The organism is Acinetobacter sp. GRABPA_MV_2 (genome assembly GCF_056725885.1).
Map to the genome: position 1 here is coordinate 17,034 of NZ_JBWZNA010000005.1, position 19,677 is coordinate 36,710.

Below are 19,677 nucleotides of genomic sequence, written 5' to 3' on the forward strand. Positions count from 1 at the left end.
CAAAATAAAAGCCATAGCTTTATGATGCTATGGCTTTGTCGGTTACTCTGTAGAAACTATGTAGTCCTACAAAATAGATATAATTTAAAGATCAAACAATTTACCTGGGTTCATCAAACCATTCGGGTCAAATACTTTTTTCAAAGCTTTCATATATTCAATTTCTTCAGGCGAACGTGAATATTCCAAATATGGCTTTTTCGTCATGCCTACACCATGTTCAGCAGAGATTGAACCGTCGTATTTTTTAACAGTATCAAACACATATTTATTAACCACCTGACATTTCGCAAAGAACTCATCTTTGGTTAAGTTTTCAGGTTTTAAAATATTTAAGTGCAAGTTACCGTCACCAATATGGCCAAACCAGCAAATTTCAAAATCTGGATAGTTTTCTTGAACAATCGCGTCAATTTCACGAATAAATGCAGGTACGTGAGTAATTAATACTGAGATATCATTTTTATATGGAATAAATGGTGCGATTGATTCAGAAATATCTTCGCGTAAACGCCATAAGCTTTCTACTTGGTCAAGGCTCTGGCTCATTACACCATCAAGTACCCAACCCTGCTCCATACAATGCTCGAAAATTTCCATTGCTTTATCGAGAATCGGCTCATATGGTGCTTCAAACTCAAGTAATACATAGAACGGGCATTGTGTTTCAAATGGGCGTTGTACATGTCCATGATCTAAAACTTTTTGCATTGCAAGTTCACCAAAGAACTCAAATGCAGTTAAGTCGATGTCTTTTTGGAATGCATGTAATACAGGCATTACCGCATCAAAATCAGGAACACCTAAAACTAAAACTTGTAAGTTTTGTGGTTGACGCTCAAGTTTAATTTCAGCTTCGGTCACTAAACCTAATGTACCCTCACCACCAATAAACAAATGCTGTAATGCATAACCAGTTGCATTTTTAACCATGCCTTTGTTTAAACGCAGGATGTCACCTTTACCAGTCACTACGGTTAAGCCAAGTACCCAGTTACGTGTCATACCATATTTAATGACTTTAATACCGCCGGCATTTGTTCCGATATTACCGCCAATCTGGCTAGAACCTGCGGATGCAAAGTCCACTGGATAATACATGCCTTGTTCTTCTGCATAATTCTGCAATTGCTCAGTCACAACACCAGCTTGCACTCGAACCATACGGTCTGCTGGGAAGAACTCAAGAATTTGGTTCATTTTGTCCATGCTAATGACAATTTCACCATTGGTTGCTACCGCACCAGCAGAGAGACCAGTACGACCACCTGACGGTGTAATCGCAACATTAAACTGGTTCGCAAGCTTAACAACCGCCTGAACTTGTTCAGTCGTTGAAGGAAAAACGATGACCGATGGGTTCGGATTAAAATGCTTGGTATGATCTTTACCCCAGTTTTCGAGACTATCAGCATCAGTTTTAATACGGTTTTCACCGACAATTGCTGTTAATTGGGTGAGTAACTCAGGTGTTAAAGCGACTGGAGCATTCATCGTTTGCAGACCTAGCAAGAAGTAAACTGTGGTGGGACTATGACCTCATAATTCTCAAGGTTCTCACCTGAGCAAAGCCATAATGTTCAAGGAACTCCTATATTCTACATGTATCCGCGCAAGCGATAAAGTTCAGAATAGAGATACTGTCACTACAAAACATGTTTAACGTAAATAAATGCTTTCTATAGGGCTTTCATAGAAAAATCACATTTATCCCCCTACCAAGCATATTTTAAAATGCTCGACAAGCCATAAACAGAAGTGATTAGACATAGATAAAATTGCCATAAGGCGATGGTATAAACGAAATATCTATAGCGCTGCCCAGTATGTTATTATACCGCCACCAAATTTGGCCTTTGTAGCGGAGCCGTAATGAGCCAACATCTTTCACTACCTAAAGATAAAATCCGTTTCCTTTTGTTAGAAGGCGTTCACCAAAACGCAGTCGATACTTTAAACGCTGCGGGTTACACCAATATTGACTATCGTAAAACTGCTCTTGAAGGCGAAGCACTTAAAGAAGCAATTAAAGATGCTCACTTTATTGGTATTCGTTCGCGTACCCAATTGACTGAAGAAGTTTTCGAAGCTGCAAATAAATTGATCGCTGTAGGCTGTTTCTGTATCGGAACAAACCAAGTTGATCTTAAAGCAGCAATGGCACGTGGTATTCCTGTATTCAACGCACCGTATTCAAATACGCGTTCGGTTGCAGAGCTTGTACTTGCTGAAACAATTCTTCTTCTTCGCCGTGTTCCAGAAAAATCGGCGGCTTGTCATCGTGGTGGTTGGGACAAGTCTGCTGTCGGTTCTTTTGAAACTCGTGGCAAAACTTTAGGTATTGTGGGTTACGGTTCCATCGGTTCTCAACTTTCAGTTCTTGCTGAAAGCATGGGCATGCATGTTATTTATTATGATGCAGTAACCAAATTACCAATGGGTAATGCTCGCCAAGTTGGTTCTCTAGATGAACTTTTAGCAACTGCAGATGTTGTAACGTTGCATGTGCCAGATGTTCCGTCTACACGTAACTTCTTCACTAAAGAACAATTTGCGAAAATGAAAGAAGGCGCGATCTTCTTAAATGCTGCGCGTGGTACATGTGTAGTGATTGAAGATTTAGCTGATGCAATCAAGTCTGGTCATATTGCTGGTGCAGCGGTTGACGTATTCCCGAAAGAACCAAAAGCAAATGGTGAAGAATTCCAATCTCCACTTCGCGGCTTAGACAACGTGATTTTAACTCCTCACGTTGGTGGTTCAACCATGGAAGCGCAAGCAAACATTGGTTTAGAAGTTGCAGAGAAATTTGTTGCTTACTCTGACAAAGGTATGACACTTTCTGCGGTGAACTTCCCGGAAATCGCATTACCATTGACAGCTGGTCAACACCGTTTATTGCACATCCACAAAAACGTGCCAGGTGTATTGTCTAAAATCAACAACTTGTTTGCTGAACAAGGCATCAACATTTCTGGTCAGTCACTTATGACTAAAGGTGACATCGGTTACCTCGTCATGGATGTTGACGCTTCTGCTTCTCAAGAAGCTTTAGATATGTTGCATGAAGTTGAAGGTACAATTCGCGTGCGCGTATTGTTCTAATACGAACTGTAAATTCAAAAGCCACAGCATTGTCTGTGGCTTTTTTATGGGCATTTACATTATCATGTGAAAAGTATACCAATCGATCAAATAATAAAATGTCCACTCTAAGCCAGAAATCTCAGCTACATGCTTTGGGTTTTCTCATCCTCGCTATGCTAAGCGTACAAAGCAGTGCATCTTTAGCTAAAATTCTGTTTCAGAACTTTCCTGTACTGACTGTTTCAGCAATGCGCCTATGTTTAGGTGCAATTATTCTTGCGATTATTTTTCAAATTTGGCGAATTAATTTTAGTCAGGTTCGCTGGAAAGCAATCTTAGCTTATGGATTTGCGCTTGCAGGTATGAACGCCTTATTTTATCTGTCGATCGAACGTTTACCGATTGGAATTGCGGTTGCTTTTGAATTTATTGGCCCTTTAAGTGTGGCGTTATATCACGCACGTCAAAAATATGATTTCGTTTGGGTCAGCTTCGCAATTATTGGGCTGATTTTACTTTTCCCTTTTAATCAAGCACATAGTTTAGATTGGATCGGCGTTTTATTTGCAATTAGTGCAGGGTCTTGTTGGGCACTTTACATTATTGCCGGGCAGAAACCTTCTGGTATTTCTGGTAATCATACGGTGTGTTTAGGAATGAGTGTAGGTGCATGCATCTTATTACCCATTACCTTTTTTTCAGGCTCGATTGGTCAAGTGATTGAACTTCCCTATCTTTTTTATTTTATTGGTTTGGCCATTTTAGCCAGTGCTCTCCCATTCTCTTTAGAAATGTTAGCACTGCGCAATTTGACACCTTTAAGCTTTGGAACATTGATGAGCCTAGAGCCCGCAGTTGCAGCACTATCTGGATTTATCTTCTTGGGTGAATATCTTTTATGGAATCAATGGCTAGCACTTGCAACCATTATCACTGCCTCTGTTGGTTGTACCGTAACCACCCAAAAAGCTCGCCAAGAACGTGAAAAAGCAGCAAGTTAATTTAATGAAATCTGCCAGCTAAAACATAGTATTCGTTATAATTGTCCACCATTATTTTTAGACATCAGATGAAGCGCTAGAGTATTTTCCATGCAAAATCTTCCAATTATTGCTGTGCTGTATATGATTTTGTCTATGGTCTCATATCAAATCAGCGCTTCATTTGCCAAACAGCTCATTGCAACATTAGACCCTCTCACCGTTACAGTTTTAAGGCTGAGTTTTGCAACGGTTATTGTCGCAATTATGTTCCGATCTTGGAAAATCTGGTCACGCTTACCCTATTTAAAATGGCGTGATTTATTGATGTACTGCGCTTCTTTAGGCTTAATGAATATCCTATTTTATACCTCACTTGGAAAACTACCCCAAGGTATTGCTGTTGGATTAGAGTTTATTGGTCCATTGGGTCTTGCGCTTCTTTCTATTAAACAAAAGAGCGACTACATTTGGGTAGCACTGGCCATGTTAGGCATTGCACTCATGGTACCTTGGCAAAACCCCATTCAACACCATTTCTCGTATGTAGGTGCAGCATGTGCGCTAGGTGCCGGACTTTGCTGGGCCTTCTATATCTATTTCGGTCATAAAGTTGTGACCCAAAATATCGGGATGCATGCATTAACGATTGGGATCGGTGTATCTGCACTTGCCTTATTGCCAATTGGAATCTGGCACAATGCTCCTGCATTACTTGAAACACAGTACTGGGGTAAAGCCTTACTTATTGCGGTATTAGCAACGGCAATTCCATATGCACTCGACTTAATGGCTCTCAAACAACTTAATAAATTAACTTATGGGACTCTAACGAGTTTAGCACCAGCATTGGCAGCATTAACGGGTTTCTTATTACTTCACGAAGAAATCAGCATGCTGCAATGGGTGGCTTTGGCTTGCGTAATGCTGGCCTCTATTGGTGTTACTTTAAGAAGTACTAAAAAAGCTGCGTAGGTTTAATCTACTGCTGCTTTTTATACTTTTTATATTCCTTTAAATATTTATTACCCAGCGTTTCTTTTTCGCTGTCTTTAAGAATTTTTCCAGCTTGCTGGAAAAATTTATGTTCTTCTTCTTTTAAATGATGATGGACTTTTTCACTCAACTGTTTGGCAGTTGCTAACCAGCTTGGGCTACTCATATCGGTTTTTTCGAGCTGCTCAACCAACTCATCCATTTCGTGATGCTCAGATAAAGCATGTCTCGTAATATCTAAACCGACATCGTCAAACATTAAAGGAATATATAAATAACGATCTTCGGCAACTGAATGGGCATAAAGTTCATTTTTTAATGCATCAAATAGTTCTTTTCTTTCTTCAGTTAAACCATGTGTCTGAATAAGTTGTTCAGAAAGGTTACGTTGATTTTCATGGCTTTCTCTTAATACTTCGAAAATATTCATTCTCTTCCTCATTTTTTAGCTAAAAAATCTTTTTTATTTCAAGGTTTATCATACGTTGAAATTTATAAAGTTTAAGTAGCTTAAAATGAGACTATTTTTTACACAGTTTTCTTTCTAGTAAATTTCTGTAATGATTTTTATATTTCTAGCTTTAAATGATACATAAAAGTATGAACTGCATTTTAGGGACAGCTCATACTTTCAATCTTATTTAACCCGTAACAAACATTTGATAGCCCAAACGGCAAATCAGAATACTCACCAAGATTAAAAAGATAATACGCACAAAACCACTACCGTACTTAAGCGCGGTACGTACCCCAACAATAGAACCAAGTACGTTAGCCGCTGCCATCATTAAACCAATATGTAAAATAGCGTGACCAGTTGGGATGAGAAAACTCAGCGCAGCTAAGTTAGTCATAAAATTACCGATTTTTGACAAAGCTGAAGCATGCAAGAAATCAACTTGTAAAAAACGGATAAAGAAGAAAATAAAGAAACTGCCAGTACCCGGCCCAAAAATACCGTCGTAAAAACCAATCGCCAAACTACCAATAGCAGCTAAAATTAACATTTTCGTGGTAATTTTTTGCTCGGTATGAACTTGACCGAAGTTCTTTTTAACTAGGGTATAAATCGCAATCACAATCAACATTACGAAAACGAAAGGACGCAATACCGATTGAGGAATAAGTGATAAGCATGCCGCGCCGGCAAAAGAACTAATCAAGGCACAAATGGCAATAACTGCTAGAAGCTTCCATTGCAACTTTACTTTTTTAGCAAATGTATAAGCCGCCGATGCAGTACCAAAAATGGATGAGACTTTATTGGTACCAATCACCGTAGCAGTCGACATGTTAGGAAAAGTGCTCATGATCCCGGGAATCTGGATGAGTCCACCGCCGCCTACAGCAGCATCAATTGCTCCTGCAGTAAACGCAAAAAAGATCAAACTAAGGATAACATCCCATTCCATGCCCATGCTCTATACTCTACATCTACTACAAATTTAAGATACGCTTAGGTACCAACCGTTTTTTATCGGTAATCTCGGCTAAGCCTAAACAGCGCTCACCTGAAAACACCAAAACTTCTGCTTCTGCTGAATGCTCAATATTGCTTTCTAAACCGTTGCAAAAATATTTTTCACGCCCTTCCGGAACTTGAATTTTTAGGAAATGGTCAACTGGTGCATAAACTGGAAGTAGCAAAGCTTCTCTTTGCTCTTCTGTTAAACTTTCCAGATATTCAATGGTATAACTCGGTATAAGCTCAAAATGTCCTGTTTGAGTCCGATTTAGCATCGTTAAATGTCCACCACAACCAAGTGCTTCACCAATATCTTCACCTAGTACACGGATGTATGTACCTTTAGAGCAGGTTACATCCAGAGTGATACTATTTTCGGTAAACTCAATAAGCTCTAAAGCATAAATCGTGACTGGACGCGCTTCACGCTCAATCTCTATACCTTTTCTCGCCAACTCATATAACGGCTTACCTTCTTTTTTCAAAGCCGAATACATGGGTGGAACTTGTTGAATATCTCCTCTAAATTTCTCTAAGGTTTGTTCAATAAGTTCTTGGCTAAGCACCGGAATAGGACGCTCTTGTAAAATCTCCCCTTCCACATCACCTGTTGTAGTGGTCTGTCCCAATCGAACAGTGGTTTGATAACGCTTTGTTGAGTCCAGCAAATAATGTGAGAACTTGGTCGCCTCTCCCAAACAAATCGGGAGCAAACCTGTCGCCAAGGGGTCTAACGCTCCAGTATGGCCTGCTTTTTGGGCGCGATATAACCAACGCACTTTTTGCAAAGCCGCATTTGAACTTAAGCCTAATGGTTTATTTAATAGAAATACACCACTGATATGGCGACGAGAAATTTTTTGATTTTTTGTCGTCATTTTTACTGGAACACAAAGCTAGAAAAAAGTGCCGACATGTTAGCAAATTCGGCAAGATATTTTCACAATATTTAGGTGCCTTTTCACTTATTTTATGGCACATTAATGATCGAGTAAAAAAACAACAAATTAAAACTTAAGGAAGATATCTTTATGCAAGGGATGCAGAAGAAGGTATTGTGGTGCGTGCTCGGATTTTTTATTTTGGGCCTCATTGCATGTGTATATTGGCTAAGCCCAGAATCAAAAAATACATCGACTCAACTAAATCAGAACGAAGCTAAAAGCTTAGCATCTATTCCACCTACAAATCATTCATCGCTAAATGCAGATGCTTACCATAGTAAAAGTCAGCAAGATACTGAAGTTAACTGTCAGTTAAAAATTGATAGTTCCCAACATTTGGTTGTTAACAGTCAAACTCGTGACTGCTTTGAATATTTTATTACCCAATATGGAGAAAATGATTTAGAGCAAATTAAAAATCACTTTGGACAATTTATTCAGGGAAAATATTTAGAGCCAGCTCGCTCACAGATTCTGGATTTATGGGGTCGCTACTTAAAATATCGTGAACAGCTTGCTCAAATCCAAACGCCCTCGTCAAAACAACAAGATAAAAATTACTTTCAAAAAATCTTTAATTCAATTCAAGATCTAAGAAAACGTTTCTTTTCGGCCGCTGAAATTGAAGGGCTCTTCTCAAATGAAGATATCTATCAGAACTACACGCTAGATCGTATGCAAATACTTGAGGACTCTTCTTTAAACGAAATTGAAACGGCTCAAAAGCTTAAAGAACGCTTTGAACAGCTACCAGAAAACTGGCAACAAAACCTACAAGAACTTTCTAAACTCGATGACTTACATACACTGACCAAACAAATTAAAGCTCGTCATGGTTCAGCAGAAGAGCTTAGACAAATGCGTACAGCACTCGTCGGAGCTGAAGCAACTCAAAGGCTAGAAACTTTAGATACGCAGCGTAGTGCTTGGCAGCAGAGGGTCACAAGCTACCTAAGTGGACGAGATGAAATTATTAAAAGCAATATGAGTGATAGTGCTAAAAATCAAGCCATACAACAATTACGGCAACAACAATTTAATTCAGCACAAGAACAATTAAGACTTCGAACTTTTGAAACGGTCCATGATCAGGGAGGTGAACTGCCATTTAATTATTAAGTCTTTCCTATTAGGGACTGGCTAAACAAGCACTAGCAGTAAGAAGCTGCTTTTCATACAAAATAAAAATAGTGAGTAAAAAATGAAAAGGAAGTTAACGTTTTTTTGCGCTGCAATGCTCTCAGGATTGAGTATTTCAGCGGCCCATGCCACCAATGCTGAACAAGTTAAAAACTCGTTCGTCTATTCATCTTACGCACAAACCAAATATCCACTGGTTTTTAACCACGGTATGGCAGGTTTTAACCGAGTTGGGACAGATACACTTGGTCTCGATTACTGGTACCAAATTCTTCCGGATCTTGCTCGTAATGGAGGAAATGTCTGGGCAACCAGAGTGTCACCTTTTAACTCAACAGAAGTGCGTGGTGAACAACTTGCCCAGCAAGTAGAAGAGATCATTGCTATTACCGGTAAGCCTAAAGTCAACTTGATCGGTCATAGCCATGGGGGCCCGACAATTCGTTATGTGGCCGGCATCATGCCAGAGAAAGTTGCCTCACTCACCACGATAGGTGCACCTCATAAGGGATCACCAATGGCAGATGTTATACTGAAAGTTGAGGGTACTCCTCTGTCTGGAATAGCAACGTTAGTAAACTGGTTTTCAGCAGCAATTACTTGGGCAGGAGGACTAGACCCAACAAGCTATCCTCACGACTCTTTAGCAGGTGCTCATAGCTTATCAACTCAAGGTTCAGCTCAATTTAATGCTCAGTTCCCTATGGGTGTACCAACTACTTCTTGTGGTGAAGGGACATATCAAGAGAAAGGCATTTATATGTATTCTTTCTCAGGGAATAAAGCGCTGACCAATCCATTAGATCCATTTGATATTGCTCTTACAGGTAGCAGTTTAGTGGTCGATCCATTTGGTGATAATGATGGACTTGTTTCCCGATGCAGTGCCAAATTTGGTAAAACAATTCGTGATGATTACAACTGGAATCATTTAGATGAAGTGAACCAAGTGCTTGGTATACGTTCTATTTTTGCTTCCGATCCTGTCTCGGTTTACCGTCAACATGCAAATCGTCTGAAACTTCAAGGACTATAGTTTTTAAAAAAAATGCGCCAAAAGGCGCATTTTTTTACTCGCTATAAGCTTACGCTTTACGAGCTGGTAATTTTTCACGAATACGTGCAGCTTTACCAGACAAGTCACGAAGGTAGTAAAGTTTAGCACGACGAACGTCACCACGACGTTTCACTTCGATTTTAGCAACAACTGGTGAGTGAGTTTGGAATACACGCTCAACACCAACACCGCTAGAAATTTTACGTACTGTGAACGCAGAGTTCAAACCACGGTTTTTCTTAGCGATTACAACACCTTCAAATGCTTGAAGACGTTCACGGTCACCCTCTTTTACTTTTACTTGAACGATGACAGTGTCACCAGGAGCAAAAGCAGGGATATCAGATTTTAACTGTGCATTTTCAACAGCTTGAACTAAAGGATGTTTACCACTCATTGTGGGAATCTCCAATATGTGCGGAGTCAGAAGAGGTCTGAATTTCCGCTGGGGATAGAGGCTAAAGCGCATATCAACCCGTTTATCTTTCCCTTTACGACAATATGTCTATAAAGAGCCTTTAAATTTACATAAAACTATTCATTAAATAGAATTATGCTTTAACTCGAAGCATTGCTTCTCGTCTTGTTGCAGAACTTTCGTTCTTGAGAATAACGATTAAGAGTTACCGTTATTCACTTGCGTATCTTTTAGCCATTTTTTTTGCTGCTTAGTCAACTCTACGTTTTCAACCAACTCTGGTCGGCGCTCTAGAGTTCTTTGATATCGCTGCAAAAAACGCCATTTTTCAATATTGCCATGATGTCCAGATTTTAATACCTCTGGCACATCCAGCCCTTCAAAATGGTCAGGCTTTGTATATTGCGGACAATCTAAAAGACCGTCAACAAAAGAATCTTGTACTGCTGATTGTTCATCTGACATTACATTCGGCAAACGGCGAATAATACTGTCAAGTAACACCATAGCGGGCAGTTCACCACCAGATAAAACATAATCACCAATTGACCATTCTTGGTCAACATAATGCTGGATCAAACGTTCATCTACTCCCTCATAACGTCCACACAGTACGATTAAGCCGTCATAATCGACAAACTGCTTTACTGCCTGTTCATTTAAGGTTTTGCCTTGTGGGGACATATACACCACAGGGACATTAACATGTCCTGCTTGTGAGGCAAGCTGTTTGGCATATGAAATTGCTTTCGCCAAAGGCTCAGCCATCATCACCATACCGGGGCCACCACCAAATGGACGTTCATCCACTCTTCTGTAGTTTCCCTCAGCAAAATCACGAGGATTAATACAAGTGACTTGTACAATATCTCGTTTTGCCGCACGTCCGCTGATGCCGTAGGCTGTAATCGCTTCAAACATTTCAGGAAAAAGCGTAATGACTGCAAAAAACATTACAGACTCCTCTATTTTCCTGCTGTATTAATCCTAAAGGGATTAATAATCTACGCCCCAATTGACGTAAATACGACCAGCTTCAAGATCAACACGTTGTACTACATCTTTATGCCAAGGAATCATGCGCTCTTCTGAATCAATGCTGTCAGGGGTAGCATGCACCACCATCACATCATTAGCTCCAGTTTCAAACAACTCATGAATTTTCCCTAAGTTTACTTCCTGTTCTTCTTCATCAAGACCTAACACAGTTAAGCCTTTTAAATCTGACCAGTAGTACTCATCTACATCTGCTTTTGGCAGTTGAGACTTAGCAATCCAGATATTAGCGCCAACCAAGCTTTCCGCTCCAGTGCGATCACTCACACCTTTCAACGCAACAACTAGGCCTTTGCCATGTGGTTTCCAACGTTTTACATCTATTGTTTGCCAACCGGCCTTGGTCTCAATGTACCAAGGCAGGTAGTCAAACATGTTGCTCATAGGTTCTGTATTTGAATACACCCAGAGCCACCCATTCAATCCATAAGCTGAACGTAACTGTCCAATCTGAATACGATCTTCGGGAACATTCTGTGTTGATGTCATGGGCTACCTACTACAAAAATTATGCAGTAGCTTTTTTAGCTTGAGCAGCTAAAGAAGCAACACGTTCAGAAGGTTGAGCACCTTGAGAAACCCAGTGAGCAAAACGGTCTGCGTCTAAACGAAGTTTTTCTGCTTGACCTTGTGCAGTCGGGTTAAAGAAACCGATACGCTCGATGAAACGACCATCACGTGCATTGCGGCTGTCAGTCACAACGATTTGATAGAATGGACGTTTTTTTGCGCCGCCACGTGCTAAACGAATAACAACCATGATAAAAGCCTTATAATTCTTACGGATTATCCCTGCGCCGACCATCGGCAACACTTCAAACCCCTTTCATAGAGGGCGACATTCTACGTGATTTTCGCCCTGAAAGAAAGATTATTTTTTGAGTTATCCGCAGTTTTGAATTTAAAATTACTGTAGCCAATTTGATGCGGCAGATAACGCACAATTCGTTGCACCTTTTGCCCAAAATTTTTGCCCTTGATCATTAAGACAAATGATCCCATCACCAGCTTGAGAACTAGTAGCAATAGGTGTAGCAGTTAACACCCAGCTTGAATCAGTTATGCTAGCAAAAGCTAAGTTATATAAGGCTTGGCCTTGTTGAGGGCTGACACTAGACCCATAAATCGAAGTAATCGTCGCATTCGACGGATAACGATTGTGAACTACTTTTTCTGATTCTAATGTTTGGGCAATATTCATCATTTCAGATTGAACAGCTGTACGATGTCCTTTGCGTAAATACTGCAAATACGAAGGTGTCGCTATAGCTGCTAAAATTGCAATTATTGCTACTACAATCATGAGTTCTATTAAGGTAAAACCATTCTTCATTGCCAATTCTCACTATTTGTTTCACATACATTGCAAGTGACTGTTCCACCACAGTCATTATCAACAGCCGTAGCTGTTAAACTTTGGCAACGCAAACCTGAATTCTTAGCAATAAAATTAAAGTTTCTTGAATCTGTAGTTGTCGCTTTAATGACCCATGTTTGCCCATTTGCAGCAGCATTCGTCAATAAATTTCCTGTCGTCGTATCATCACTAATTTCAATTGTATAACCACTCCGTGGTAACGTTACAGATGTGGTCGTAAATCCTCTATAGGTAAAGTTCTTGGATTTATGTCGTTCCAACTGTTCTGCCAATTTTAGAATTTCACCTTTAGCAGCAGAGGCAGTCGCTCTGCGGCTATAACTTTGATATGAAGGGATAGCAATCGAAGCAAAAATAGCGACAATCATGATGACAACCATGAGTTCAATCAAGGTAACACCCTGATTAAACCGCTGGATATAGTATTTATTCATAAATAATCCCTTAGCGATAACGCTCATACCAACGCGTAGGAACTAAATGACTTGTACACTGCCACTCGCCTGTTCCACTCTCGTTTCCAGCCAGTTGTAATTTTCCACAACTATTAGTCACTGGAGGTTCATCTCTTTTTGGCACAAATGCTACGCCACGGATACCTGAGCCAATAACGTTTTTATTACATTCAGAAACTCCTGCTGGGCAGTTACTACCCGTTTGTGTTTGAAACCCGCTATCCTCTTCTTTATCACGATTAATCGTTCCATCAGAATTAAGACAGGCACCAAATGGTAAACAGTAAGTCTGTTGATCCGTTTCACCTACTACACGGGGTAAACATGGATCTGCCGCTACAATACCTGTTCCCTGCGGGTCATAAACAGGCACAATTAAAGTCCCTGTAATTGCCATAGGCTCTTCAAAAGCTTTTAGCCCACCTTTAATACGGAAACTATTATTAGCTTTCTCGGTACCATCGCTCATACTAGAAAGCGAGCGATACCAACCATTTTGTCCCGCCCCAGTGTTGGGAAAGAAAATCTGTGCTACTCGAGTTTCTCCAGATCGTAAAATTTGTGGATTTTTTCGAAGCGTCGATCGAGTAATATCTTTTGTTTCAAGCTGGCTATCTGTTAAAGACATTAAGTTCTTTTTAATAAAGTCTTTGTCGATAATTCCATAAACGTTGTTTACAGGTCTTCCGCTTAATGCCGTGCTCGGTGACATCCCCTCACGACCTGTAAGCGGATAAACATCTAAAGGTGTACTACGGTCACCTGAAGCAATACCTACAGTAATAAAAGTGCGGATTCCGTAATCGTGAATTGTCACTGTTGGCGGTTCATAAAAACGCGGCGCATTCCCAGCGGTATAGTCATTCGAAGCATCATAAGTTGAGTCATTCGTTGCTAAATTAGCTAATCGAACAACTCGCACCCCGAAACTGCTATAAGTTGAATTTGTTTTTGTCTGGTTATTATTAAGATCGATACGGAAAATTTGCCCGCCTAAATCGCCAAAATATAAATGGTCTACCAAACCATCAGCATCTCGATCTAAGGTACTAATGCGACTAACAATACTGTGCTTCATATTAGAGTTATCTATATTAGAGCCTGTATCACTAGTCCACCATAAGCGCTGCCCAGTTTTAGCATCAATAATATAAACAGCGTTCCCTTTTGCTTTTCCATTCGTAAAGCAAGAGTTACTCAAAGTAATATTCGGGTTTTCATAACATTGGTCGTAGCCACCAGCAACAATCATAACCCGTTTAATAACCCCGTTATAACGTATATTTGCAAGTACAGGTTTAGACCAACTCTGCCCCATACGACTATAATCAGTTTGATCTGCTCCTACTCTAAACAGGAGCTTAGGTGAAGCAGGATTTAAGACATTTAAGCCATAATAGCTGCTGCCCCCCATTCGCATACCACCATAAATATTCATTTGCTTTGCAGTTACTTTTGATACTGCTGAGCTACCGCTTCCCGTTGTAGTAATACTATATGCAGGGTCAGATACCCAAGCCCCATCCATACCGTAAGCAGGAGCTGAGGCATCACTTTGGCCAACCACTAAAGCTTTTGATGCAACTGGATCATTTAATATATCAGCGGGAACGAAAGCCATTTGTTCTACCCCTGTTGAGGCATCCACAATATGCAGACCACCTTCCATCGTTCCATAAAGAATGGATTGTTCACGCGCAGATGTTAAATTCCCATTTTCATCTAATGTTCCATTATAGGTAAGCTGTACCGGTAAAGAGTGAATACTACCGCCCATCGATAAATATGGTTCATTCGATGTAACTAATGACGAAGGTAAAGTCGTAGCGCTAATATCAGTTGAGTAACCTAGATAATTTAATATTTTTAATTTCAAGCTAATCGGGAAAGCTTTTAAAATATCTTGTCCCGTTGATGCATTAAATTTTCCTAAAACATAACTTGCTGTATTAGCCACACTATCAAAAGGATTAGTTCCTTCTGGTGGAGTAGCTGGAATTTTTAGCAAATTAGCTCCAGAAGTTGATAGCTTCGTTAAGCTACCATCTGATGCGACGGCGGAAACATCAGTAAATAAGTTGCGGATTTTAGTTTGTACTGCGTAATAATATTTTGTGATATTTCCTTCTTCATCACGTGTTTCATTTTGTCCCGCAATTGGTAAAGGAACTTTTGCAAATGAACCACCAAAAAAGACTTTACCTCCATCATTATAAGTAGAGCTATTCCAATAATCTTTTGTACCCGTTCTAAATGCCCCAGTTGCGTTGTAAACCAACCCACCAGTATTAGCTTCAAAAGCGCCAGCATTTGTTCCCGATAAAACAACATGATATTTCTTTAAATTTCCTCGCCATGTTAAGTAGGTGTTAGCCGGGTTTGGCTCAAAAGCACGTAAGTAACCATATTCCTGTAAATTTTTAGGATTTAGTGCATCATAAGGAACAGAGATAGCACCTGTGGTTAAGGGTTCTAAAGGAACTTTATCTAAGTTATTAATAAATGCGATAACACTATCTGTTACACCTTGCGCACTTTGGGTAGGGAAAAATCCTCCATTTCCATAACCAGGTGCAGCGACCGCATTTGTGGTCTGATTCGGCGAACAATTATCATCACTTTTACGATCAGATTGGGTTCTCGAACTTAAACGACAGGCATTTTTTACATCAGAAGAACTTAAACTAGAAAAGTCACTACCAAAACCGACAAATGCTGTTTGAATAGAAACTCCAGCTGGGTTTTTTGTTTTATCAAATAATCTTTTTGCAAATTCCCCCATACAAGCCCAACCAGAGTCTGCTGTCGTGTTAGACAAACCTCCAGAACAAGTAAAATTTGCTCCCAAAGTGCTGCCTAGGGCTGTCGACATGACAGTTGCCGAACGCGTATTTGTTGTATTGTTAGGCTCCCCATCTGATAAAAAGTAGATACCTTGCCCATCACAACTCTGGCGATTGGCTACCGCAGGCAAAGGAGATTGGTAAATAGCATTTAAATTAGAGGCATTTCTATCTACAACAATATTCGGATTGCTGGCTGTATCGTTTGATTTTGATTTTGGGATACCACTATCTGCATTTGCTACAGCATAATTAAAGGTGGTGTAGTAATAAGTATAAGAATAAGTCCAATCCGACGAAGTATCATAAGCAGTTGCCGCATCCACACCTGGATTAGAAGTTGACCAGTTACTCCAATAGTTATTAGAGCGACAAGGTTGCCATAGATTTGTGGTATCGATTTGTGAATCACGATAATTCGTACAATATGAGTATTCCGTTCTATTATCAGATTTTCGCACACGCTTTATATAGCTATCTTTTCGGATAGCATAATTCGCCTCTGAATAAGTCGTTGTACCCATCAAATAAGCAGCGGCTTCCGCATAAGCATGAGCCGAAGGCGTTGACCCGCCAGCAGTTAAATTTGCAACAGCCTGTTTTAATTTATAACGCTGAGAACCCACTGTATTTAAAGTACTCGCGTCCCCTAAGGGAGCAGCGGCCACCAAAATTTGTCCACTTCGGCTATCACCATTTGCAGAGAAATTTCCCAACCCCACACGAGTATCATTTAAAACAGGATTATTACTTGCTAAAAAAGCATTCATACCATTTTTAAGCATGGCCAGACGGTTTTCACCATAACTATTGTTAGTCATACTTCCTGATGTATCCAACATCATCACAATGGTTTTTTTACCAGCTGTAGGTGAAGCATAAATTTGTAAATCACTCGCCTGCACAACGGAGCTTGTCATTAGCCATGTAAAAGCAACCGAACTCGAACAGATGGCATACCATAAATTATTTGGCTTAAAATTCTTCAATTTTATTTTCACGATATTCCCCGTTATGAACCTGGTGCCGTAATTTGAGTGAGTTTATTGGTATAGTTAAATTCTTGAACTTGAGTACTAAAAGGCACGTTATGATTTGCCAAACACTCCGCCAATGTTTGTTTAGCCGTTAATGCGGTATCAAAATTATCACTAATTTTTGCCGAACTCGTGCTTAAGCAATCTCTTTGTAAAGTTTCAATAGAGGTAGAAGCATAGGCTGGTAAAAAAGCAGTTGTAATCACTCGAATACGTTGCGTAGACAACATGCTTTTAGGAAGTTGCGTACCTTCCGAGGTGTTTGTTCCTCGTGGTAAATTTGAACCTGGAATATCGCTAGCAGCATCTGTTGGAACACTTACAGCAACTTGGGTAACCACTGCTTGACGATTACTACCATAGTCACTTGTTAAATTGCAGAAACCCGCCACTCCGCCATCTTCGACAACCGCATTATTGGCACTTCCTGCTCGAAGTAAACTTGCGCCTCTGGTCTGAGCAAAATTTGTTGATGTAGAAACAGGCTTATAACAAAAATTGTACTCTGCACCCGGGTTACTTTCATGCTCTTTAAGCGCGGCACCAATCACATTAGTAATATTAGTTAGGGTAGTAGGATTCATCTGCACAATGAGTTCTAAAGGAGTGTCAGATGACTGAAAATTTAATTGGCTAACTTGGCTATTCGTAGCAACTTTTAAAGAAACAATAGCCACTCTTATTGCTAAAACGCCTACAGAAATAACAATCAATAAAATAATCAGTACAACAATAAGGGTTGCCCCTTTTTCTTTAGATCGACTTTTATGAATTAAATGGGTCATAGACTTTCCCCCATCGCATTGCGTAGAGCAATTGTTAAGTTATAAGTGCGGCGTAAGAATCGAGTTGTATTATCAGAAGCATGCACGGTTTGATCTAACATAAGAAAAGATTGCGCAGGATCTATTGCTTTGTTTTGGGCATTATTAGTAGAGCGCGCTAATACAGATATTTGTATTGAAAGAATTCGTGGCGGCATCACAGATGGTGTGGCATCTCGTGCAGCCTGTGCAGCAGCGCGATATTGGGGAATGGTATAATAAGCAAAATTGCCAGCCGCATTTTTTGCACCAAACAGCACATGAAAATGGTCAATACGCGGCAATACAATTTGACCAGCGTCGCCCAACCCAGCAATAGTGGTCGGTTGAGCTGTGGCTACAGCCGAGGGAGTATTTGCATCACATGCAAGTGCATAATCTTGCTGGGAACTACCATTACTATCCAGACGTAAAAAATAACGCTCTACAATTAAATCTCCTGCAAGTACATTTACACCTTCACAATTGGTCATATTCGTAGGCGCAATAAATTGGATAGTCAGCTGATCACTTTGCACAGCTGCATTTGAACTGTTCTGTATATTTGAAAGACCTTTCCAGTGATTACTCACGGTACTCACCGTATCGCCAGCACCACGACTAAGTAATGTGTCAGCAATATAGGTATTTGTTCCCACGTTAGGGACAAAATTAACATTGTTGTTATTTGTTGCAGTGGAGCCAGTTAATACAACACCGCCCCAAGGGGTTGTATCAGTTAATATTGGGTTGGTTACATTTCCATAATTTAGAAGGCGTATATCACGGGCAATATATTCCAAACCAAAAATACCGCTATCTTGTATTTCAGCATTTGCTTTTTGTAGACGGCTTGATAGAAGTCCACCAATAAATAATTGAGTCGCCGCGGCTACCAAAATTAGACCTAAAGCCAATGCAACCATTAGCTCAATTAATGTAAAGCCTCGCTGCTTCAATGATACAAATGAGTGAGCCATTAATATGCCTCCATCATTAAACAGTTCGAATTATTGACATAAACGCCATTTGTACTCATACAACTCGACACATCCGCGCTAGTGACTCGCTCATTTGTTGTAATTACTGGAGCGGTTTTTCCCCAAAAAACAAACAAACATTGCCTCTGCTGGGCCATTGTGCTTGTAACCCCTGGGCAATTCGTCATTGTGATTTTCATGCCAAGTTGATCAGCATTTCTTGCTGCTTGATATGCATCAAATTGGGCAAGCTGAGAAGGTGTACAAGCTGCATTGAAACACAAAGTAGGAGCAGTGGTGGCAGATGAATAGTTGCTATAACTACGGACAAATGCAGGATACTGACTAGCTTGAGAACTATTTACGCGAATGTTTTCTGCTAATCCTCTCATGATCATAATCGCTTGAGATTTACTTAATGCCTCTGAAGAAGCATCCATAGCTCGGACTTGCAAGGCAATATATCCTAAAACCCCTATCGCAATTAAAATTAGGGCAACCAACACTTCTAATAAACCCACCCCAACTTGAGCTTTTTGTTTAGAGCCCTGCATTAACATGTCTCCTCAGCTTTAAAAATTAATATGCCAAGCTTTGTTAAAATAAGAATTTTCTTTTTATTTATTTTTGAATTACAGATAGAGAAAAGTGTGTCTTGGGCGATATTGGTTATCACCCCATTCGCATTAAAAGTTAAAGTCGTCGCTGTTAACGAACTCTGCGTACCATCAGCAGCGATATTTTTAAGCTCAAGACTGTTATTGGAATCAGCTTTCCAATTCAAGGAAGTGGGAGTATTTAAAGCTGTTGAATTCAGATTAATAGAAACGTCTTGTCGACCAAGTATGGCTTGGCTCTTTGCTTCCGATAAAGTATTGATTAGATCTCGTTGGTTTCCATCTAGTCGTTTGCTTTCTAATAAATTCGACATAGATGGTGCAGCCATCATCGCGATAATAGCCATGACCGCAATCGTCACCATAAGTTCAACCAAGGTGAACCCGTCTTGCGCAATAATTCCCCTCATCCCCACACCCC

Annotated in this window: 20 protein-coding genes; 5 read left to right on the plus strand and 15 right to left on the minus strand. The window is 40.1% G+C overall.

Annotated elements, in window-relative coordinates; all coding sequences use genetic code 11:
• Positions 1 to 84 precede the first annotated feature (84 nt).
• Complete coding sequence (locus ACXM0J_RS06145) at positions 85 to 1,494, minus strand: FAD-binding oxidoreductase (protein WP_002116692.1); 1,410 nt, start codon at positions 1,492 to 1,494, stop codon at positions 85 to 87.
• A gap of 378 nt (positions 1,495 to 1,872) precedes the next feature.
• On the opposite strand from ACXM0J_RS06145, the gene serA reads away from it, so the two are divergent.
• From serA to ACXM0J_RS06160, 3 genes are all read left to right on the plus strand, one after another.
• Entirely contained in the window at positions 1,873 to 3,105 is a 1,233-nt protein-coding gene (gene serA / locus ACXM0J_RS06150; protein WP_002116919.1) for a phosphoglycerate dehydrogenase, read from the plus strand.
• 98 nt (positions 3,106 to 3,203) lie between these two features.
• Positions 3,204 to 4,088: an EamA family transporter gene (locus ACXM0J_RS06155; protein WP_086264999.1), complete on the plus strand. Its 885-nt coding sequence runs from the start codon at positions 3,204 to 3,206 to the stop codon at positions 4,086 to 4,088.
• A gap of 90 nt (positions 4,089 to 4,178) precedes the next feature.
• Positions 4,179 to 5,042, plus strand: a complete 864-nt coding sequence (locus ACXM0J_RS06160; protein ID WP_005067148.1) for an EamA family transporter — start codon at positions 4,179 to 4,181, stop codon at positions 5,040 to 5,042.
• Positions 5,043 to 5,049: 7 nt separating this feature from the next.
• On the opposite strand, the gene ACXM0J_RS06165 is transcribed toward ACXM0J_RS06160, so the two are convergent.
• From ACXM0J_RS06165 to truB, 3 genes are all read right to left on the minus strand, one after another.
• Positions 5,050 to 5,493 carry a hemerythrin domain-containing protein gene (locus ACXM0J_RS06165; RefSeq protein WP_086265000.1) on the minus strand — a complete coding sequence of 148 codons (444 nt, stop codon included), beginning with the start codon at positions 5,491 to 5,493 and terminating at the stop codon, positions 5,050 to 5,052.
• Positions 5,494 to 5,704: 211 nt separating this feature from the next.
• Entirely contained in the window at positions 5,705 to 6,481 is a 777-nt protein-coding gene (locus ACXM0J_RS06170) for a sulfite exporter TauE/SafE family protein (RefSeq protein ID WP_081404667.1), read from the minus strand.
• A 19-nt stretch (positions 6,482 to 6,500) separates the two neighbouring features.
• Positions 6,501 to 7,406: a tRNA pseudouridine(55) synthase TruB gene (truB, locus tag ACXM0J_RS06175; RefSeq protein WP_002116937.1), complete on the minus strand. Its 906-nt coding sequence runs from the start codon at positions 7,404 to 7,406 to the stop codon at positions 6,501 to 6,503.
• A gap of 153 nt (positions 7,407 to 7,559) precedes the next feature.
• Here truB and ACXM0J_RS06180 point away from each other — a divergent pair, with 153 nt between their 5' ends.
• Both ACXM0J_RS06180 and ACXM0J_RS06185 read left to right on the plus strand, forming a co-directional pair.
• Positions 7,560 to 8,591, plus strand: coding sequence for a lipase secretion chaperone (locus tag ACXM0J_RS06180; RefSeq protein ID WP_479750340.1), 1,032 nt, complete (start codon positions 7,560 to 7,562; stop codon positions 8,589 to 8,591).
• Positions 8,592 to 8,706: 115 nt separating this feature from the next.
• A complete protein-coding gene (locus ACXM0J_RS06185; protein WP_081325856.1) occupies positions 8,707 to 9,648 on the plus strand; it encodes a lipase family alpha/beta hydrolase in 942 nt (313 codons plus the stop codon).
• A gap of 49 nt (positions 9,649 to 9,697) precedes the next feature.
• Here ACXM0J_RS06185 and rplS read toward each other — a convergent pair whose 3' ends face one another.
• From rplS to ACXM0J_RS06240, 11 genes are all read right to left on the minus strand, one after another.
• Positions 9,698 to 10,066: a 50S ribosomal protein L19 gene (gene rplS / locus ACXM0J_RS06190; RefSeq protein ID WP_002116654.1), complete on the minus strand. Its 369-nt coding sequence runs from the start codon at positions 10,064 to 10,066 to the stop codon at positions 9,698 to 9,700.
• 219 nt (positions 10,067 to 10,285) lie between these two features.
• Positions 10,286 to 11,041: a tRNA (guanosine(37)-N1)-methyltransferase TrmD gene (trmD, locus tag ACXM0J_RS06195; protein ID WP_086265002.1), complete on the minus strand. Its 756-nt coding sequence runs from the start codon at positions 11,039 to 11,041 to the stop codon at positions 10,286 to 10,288.
• A gap of 42 nt (positions 11,042 to 11,083) precedes the next feature.
• On the minus strand, positions 11,084 to 11,632 hold the full coding sequence (gene rimM, locus ACXM0J_RS06200) for a ribosome maturation factor RimM (protein WP_002116736.1): 549 nt from the start codon (positions 11,630 to 11,632) through the stop codon (positions 11,084 to 11,086).
• Positions 11,633 to 11,651: 19 nt separating this feature from the next.
• Entirely contained in the window at positions 11,652 to 11,903 is a 252-nt protein-coding gene (gene rpsP, locus ACXM0J_RS06205; protein ID WP_000260334.1) for a 30S ribosomal protein S16, read from the minus strand.
• A gap of 147 nt (positions 11,904 to 12,050) precedes the next feature.
• Complete coding sequence (locus ACXM0J_RS06210) at positions 12,051 to 12,476, minus strand: type IV pilin protein (protein WP_086265003.1); 426 nt, start codon at positions 12,474 to 12,476, stop codon at positions 12,051 to 12,053.
• Positions 12,473 to 12,955 (minus strand): type IV pilin protein, encoded by a 483-nt coding sequence (locus tag ACXM0J_RS06215; RefSeq protein ID WP_086265004.1) that lies wholly within the window; start codon positions 12,953 to 12,955, stop codon positions 12,473 to 12,475. The genes ACXM0J_RS06210 and ACXM0J_RS06215 overlap by 4 nt, the downstream gene beginning before the upstream one ends.
• 10 nt (positions 12,956 to 12,965) lie before the next feature.
• Complete coding sequence (locus ACXM0J_RS06220) at positions 12,966 to 16,820, minus strand: PilC/PilY family type IV pilus protein (RefSeq protein ID WP_213034399.1); 3,855 nt, start codon at positions 16,818 to 16,820, stop codon at positions 12,966 to 12,968.
• 11 nt (positions 16,821 to 16,831) lie between these two features.
• Positions 16,832 to 17,641 carry a PilX N-terminal domain-containing pilus assembly protein gene (locus ACXM0J_RS06225; RefSeq protein ID WP_086265006.1) on the minus strand — a complete coding sequence of 270 codons (810 nt, stop codon included), beginning with the start codon at positions 17,639 to 17,641 and terminating at the stop codon, positions 16,832 to 16,834.
• Complete coding sequence (locus ACXM0J_RS06230; RefSeq protein WP_086265007.1) at positions 17,638 to 18,639, minus strand: PilW family protein; 1,002 nt, start codon at positions 18,637 to 18,639, stop codon at positions 17,638 to 17,640. Before ACXM0J_RS06230 ends, ACXM0J_RS06225 begins: the two co-directional genes overlap by 4 nt.
• Entirely contained in the window at positions 18,639 to 19,199 is a 561-nt protein-coding gene (gene pilV / locus ACXM0J_RS06235) for a type IV pilus modification protein PilV (protein WP_086265008.1), read from the minus strand. Before pilV ends, ACXM0J_RS06230 begins: the two co-directional genes overlap by 1 nt.
• On the minus strand, positions 19,193 to 19,666 hold the full coding sequence (locus ACXM0J_RS06240; RefSeq protein ID WP_086265009.1) for a pilus assembly FimT family protein: 474 nt from the start codon (positions 19,664 to 19,666) through the stop codon (positions 19,193 to 19,195). Before ACXM0J_RS06240 ends, pilV begins: the two co-directional genes overlap by 7 nt.
• Between the last annotated feature and the right edge of the window lie 11 nt (positions 19,667 to 19,677).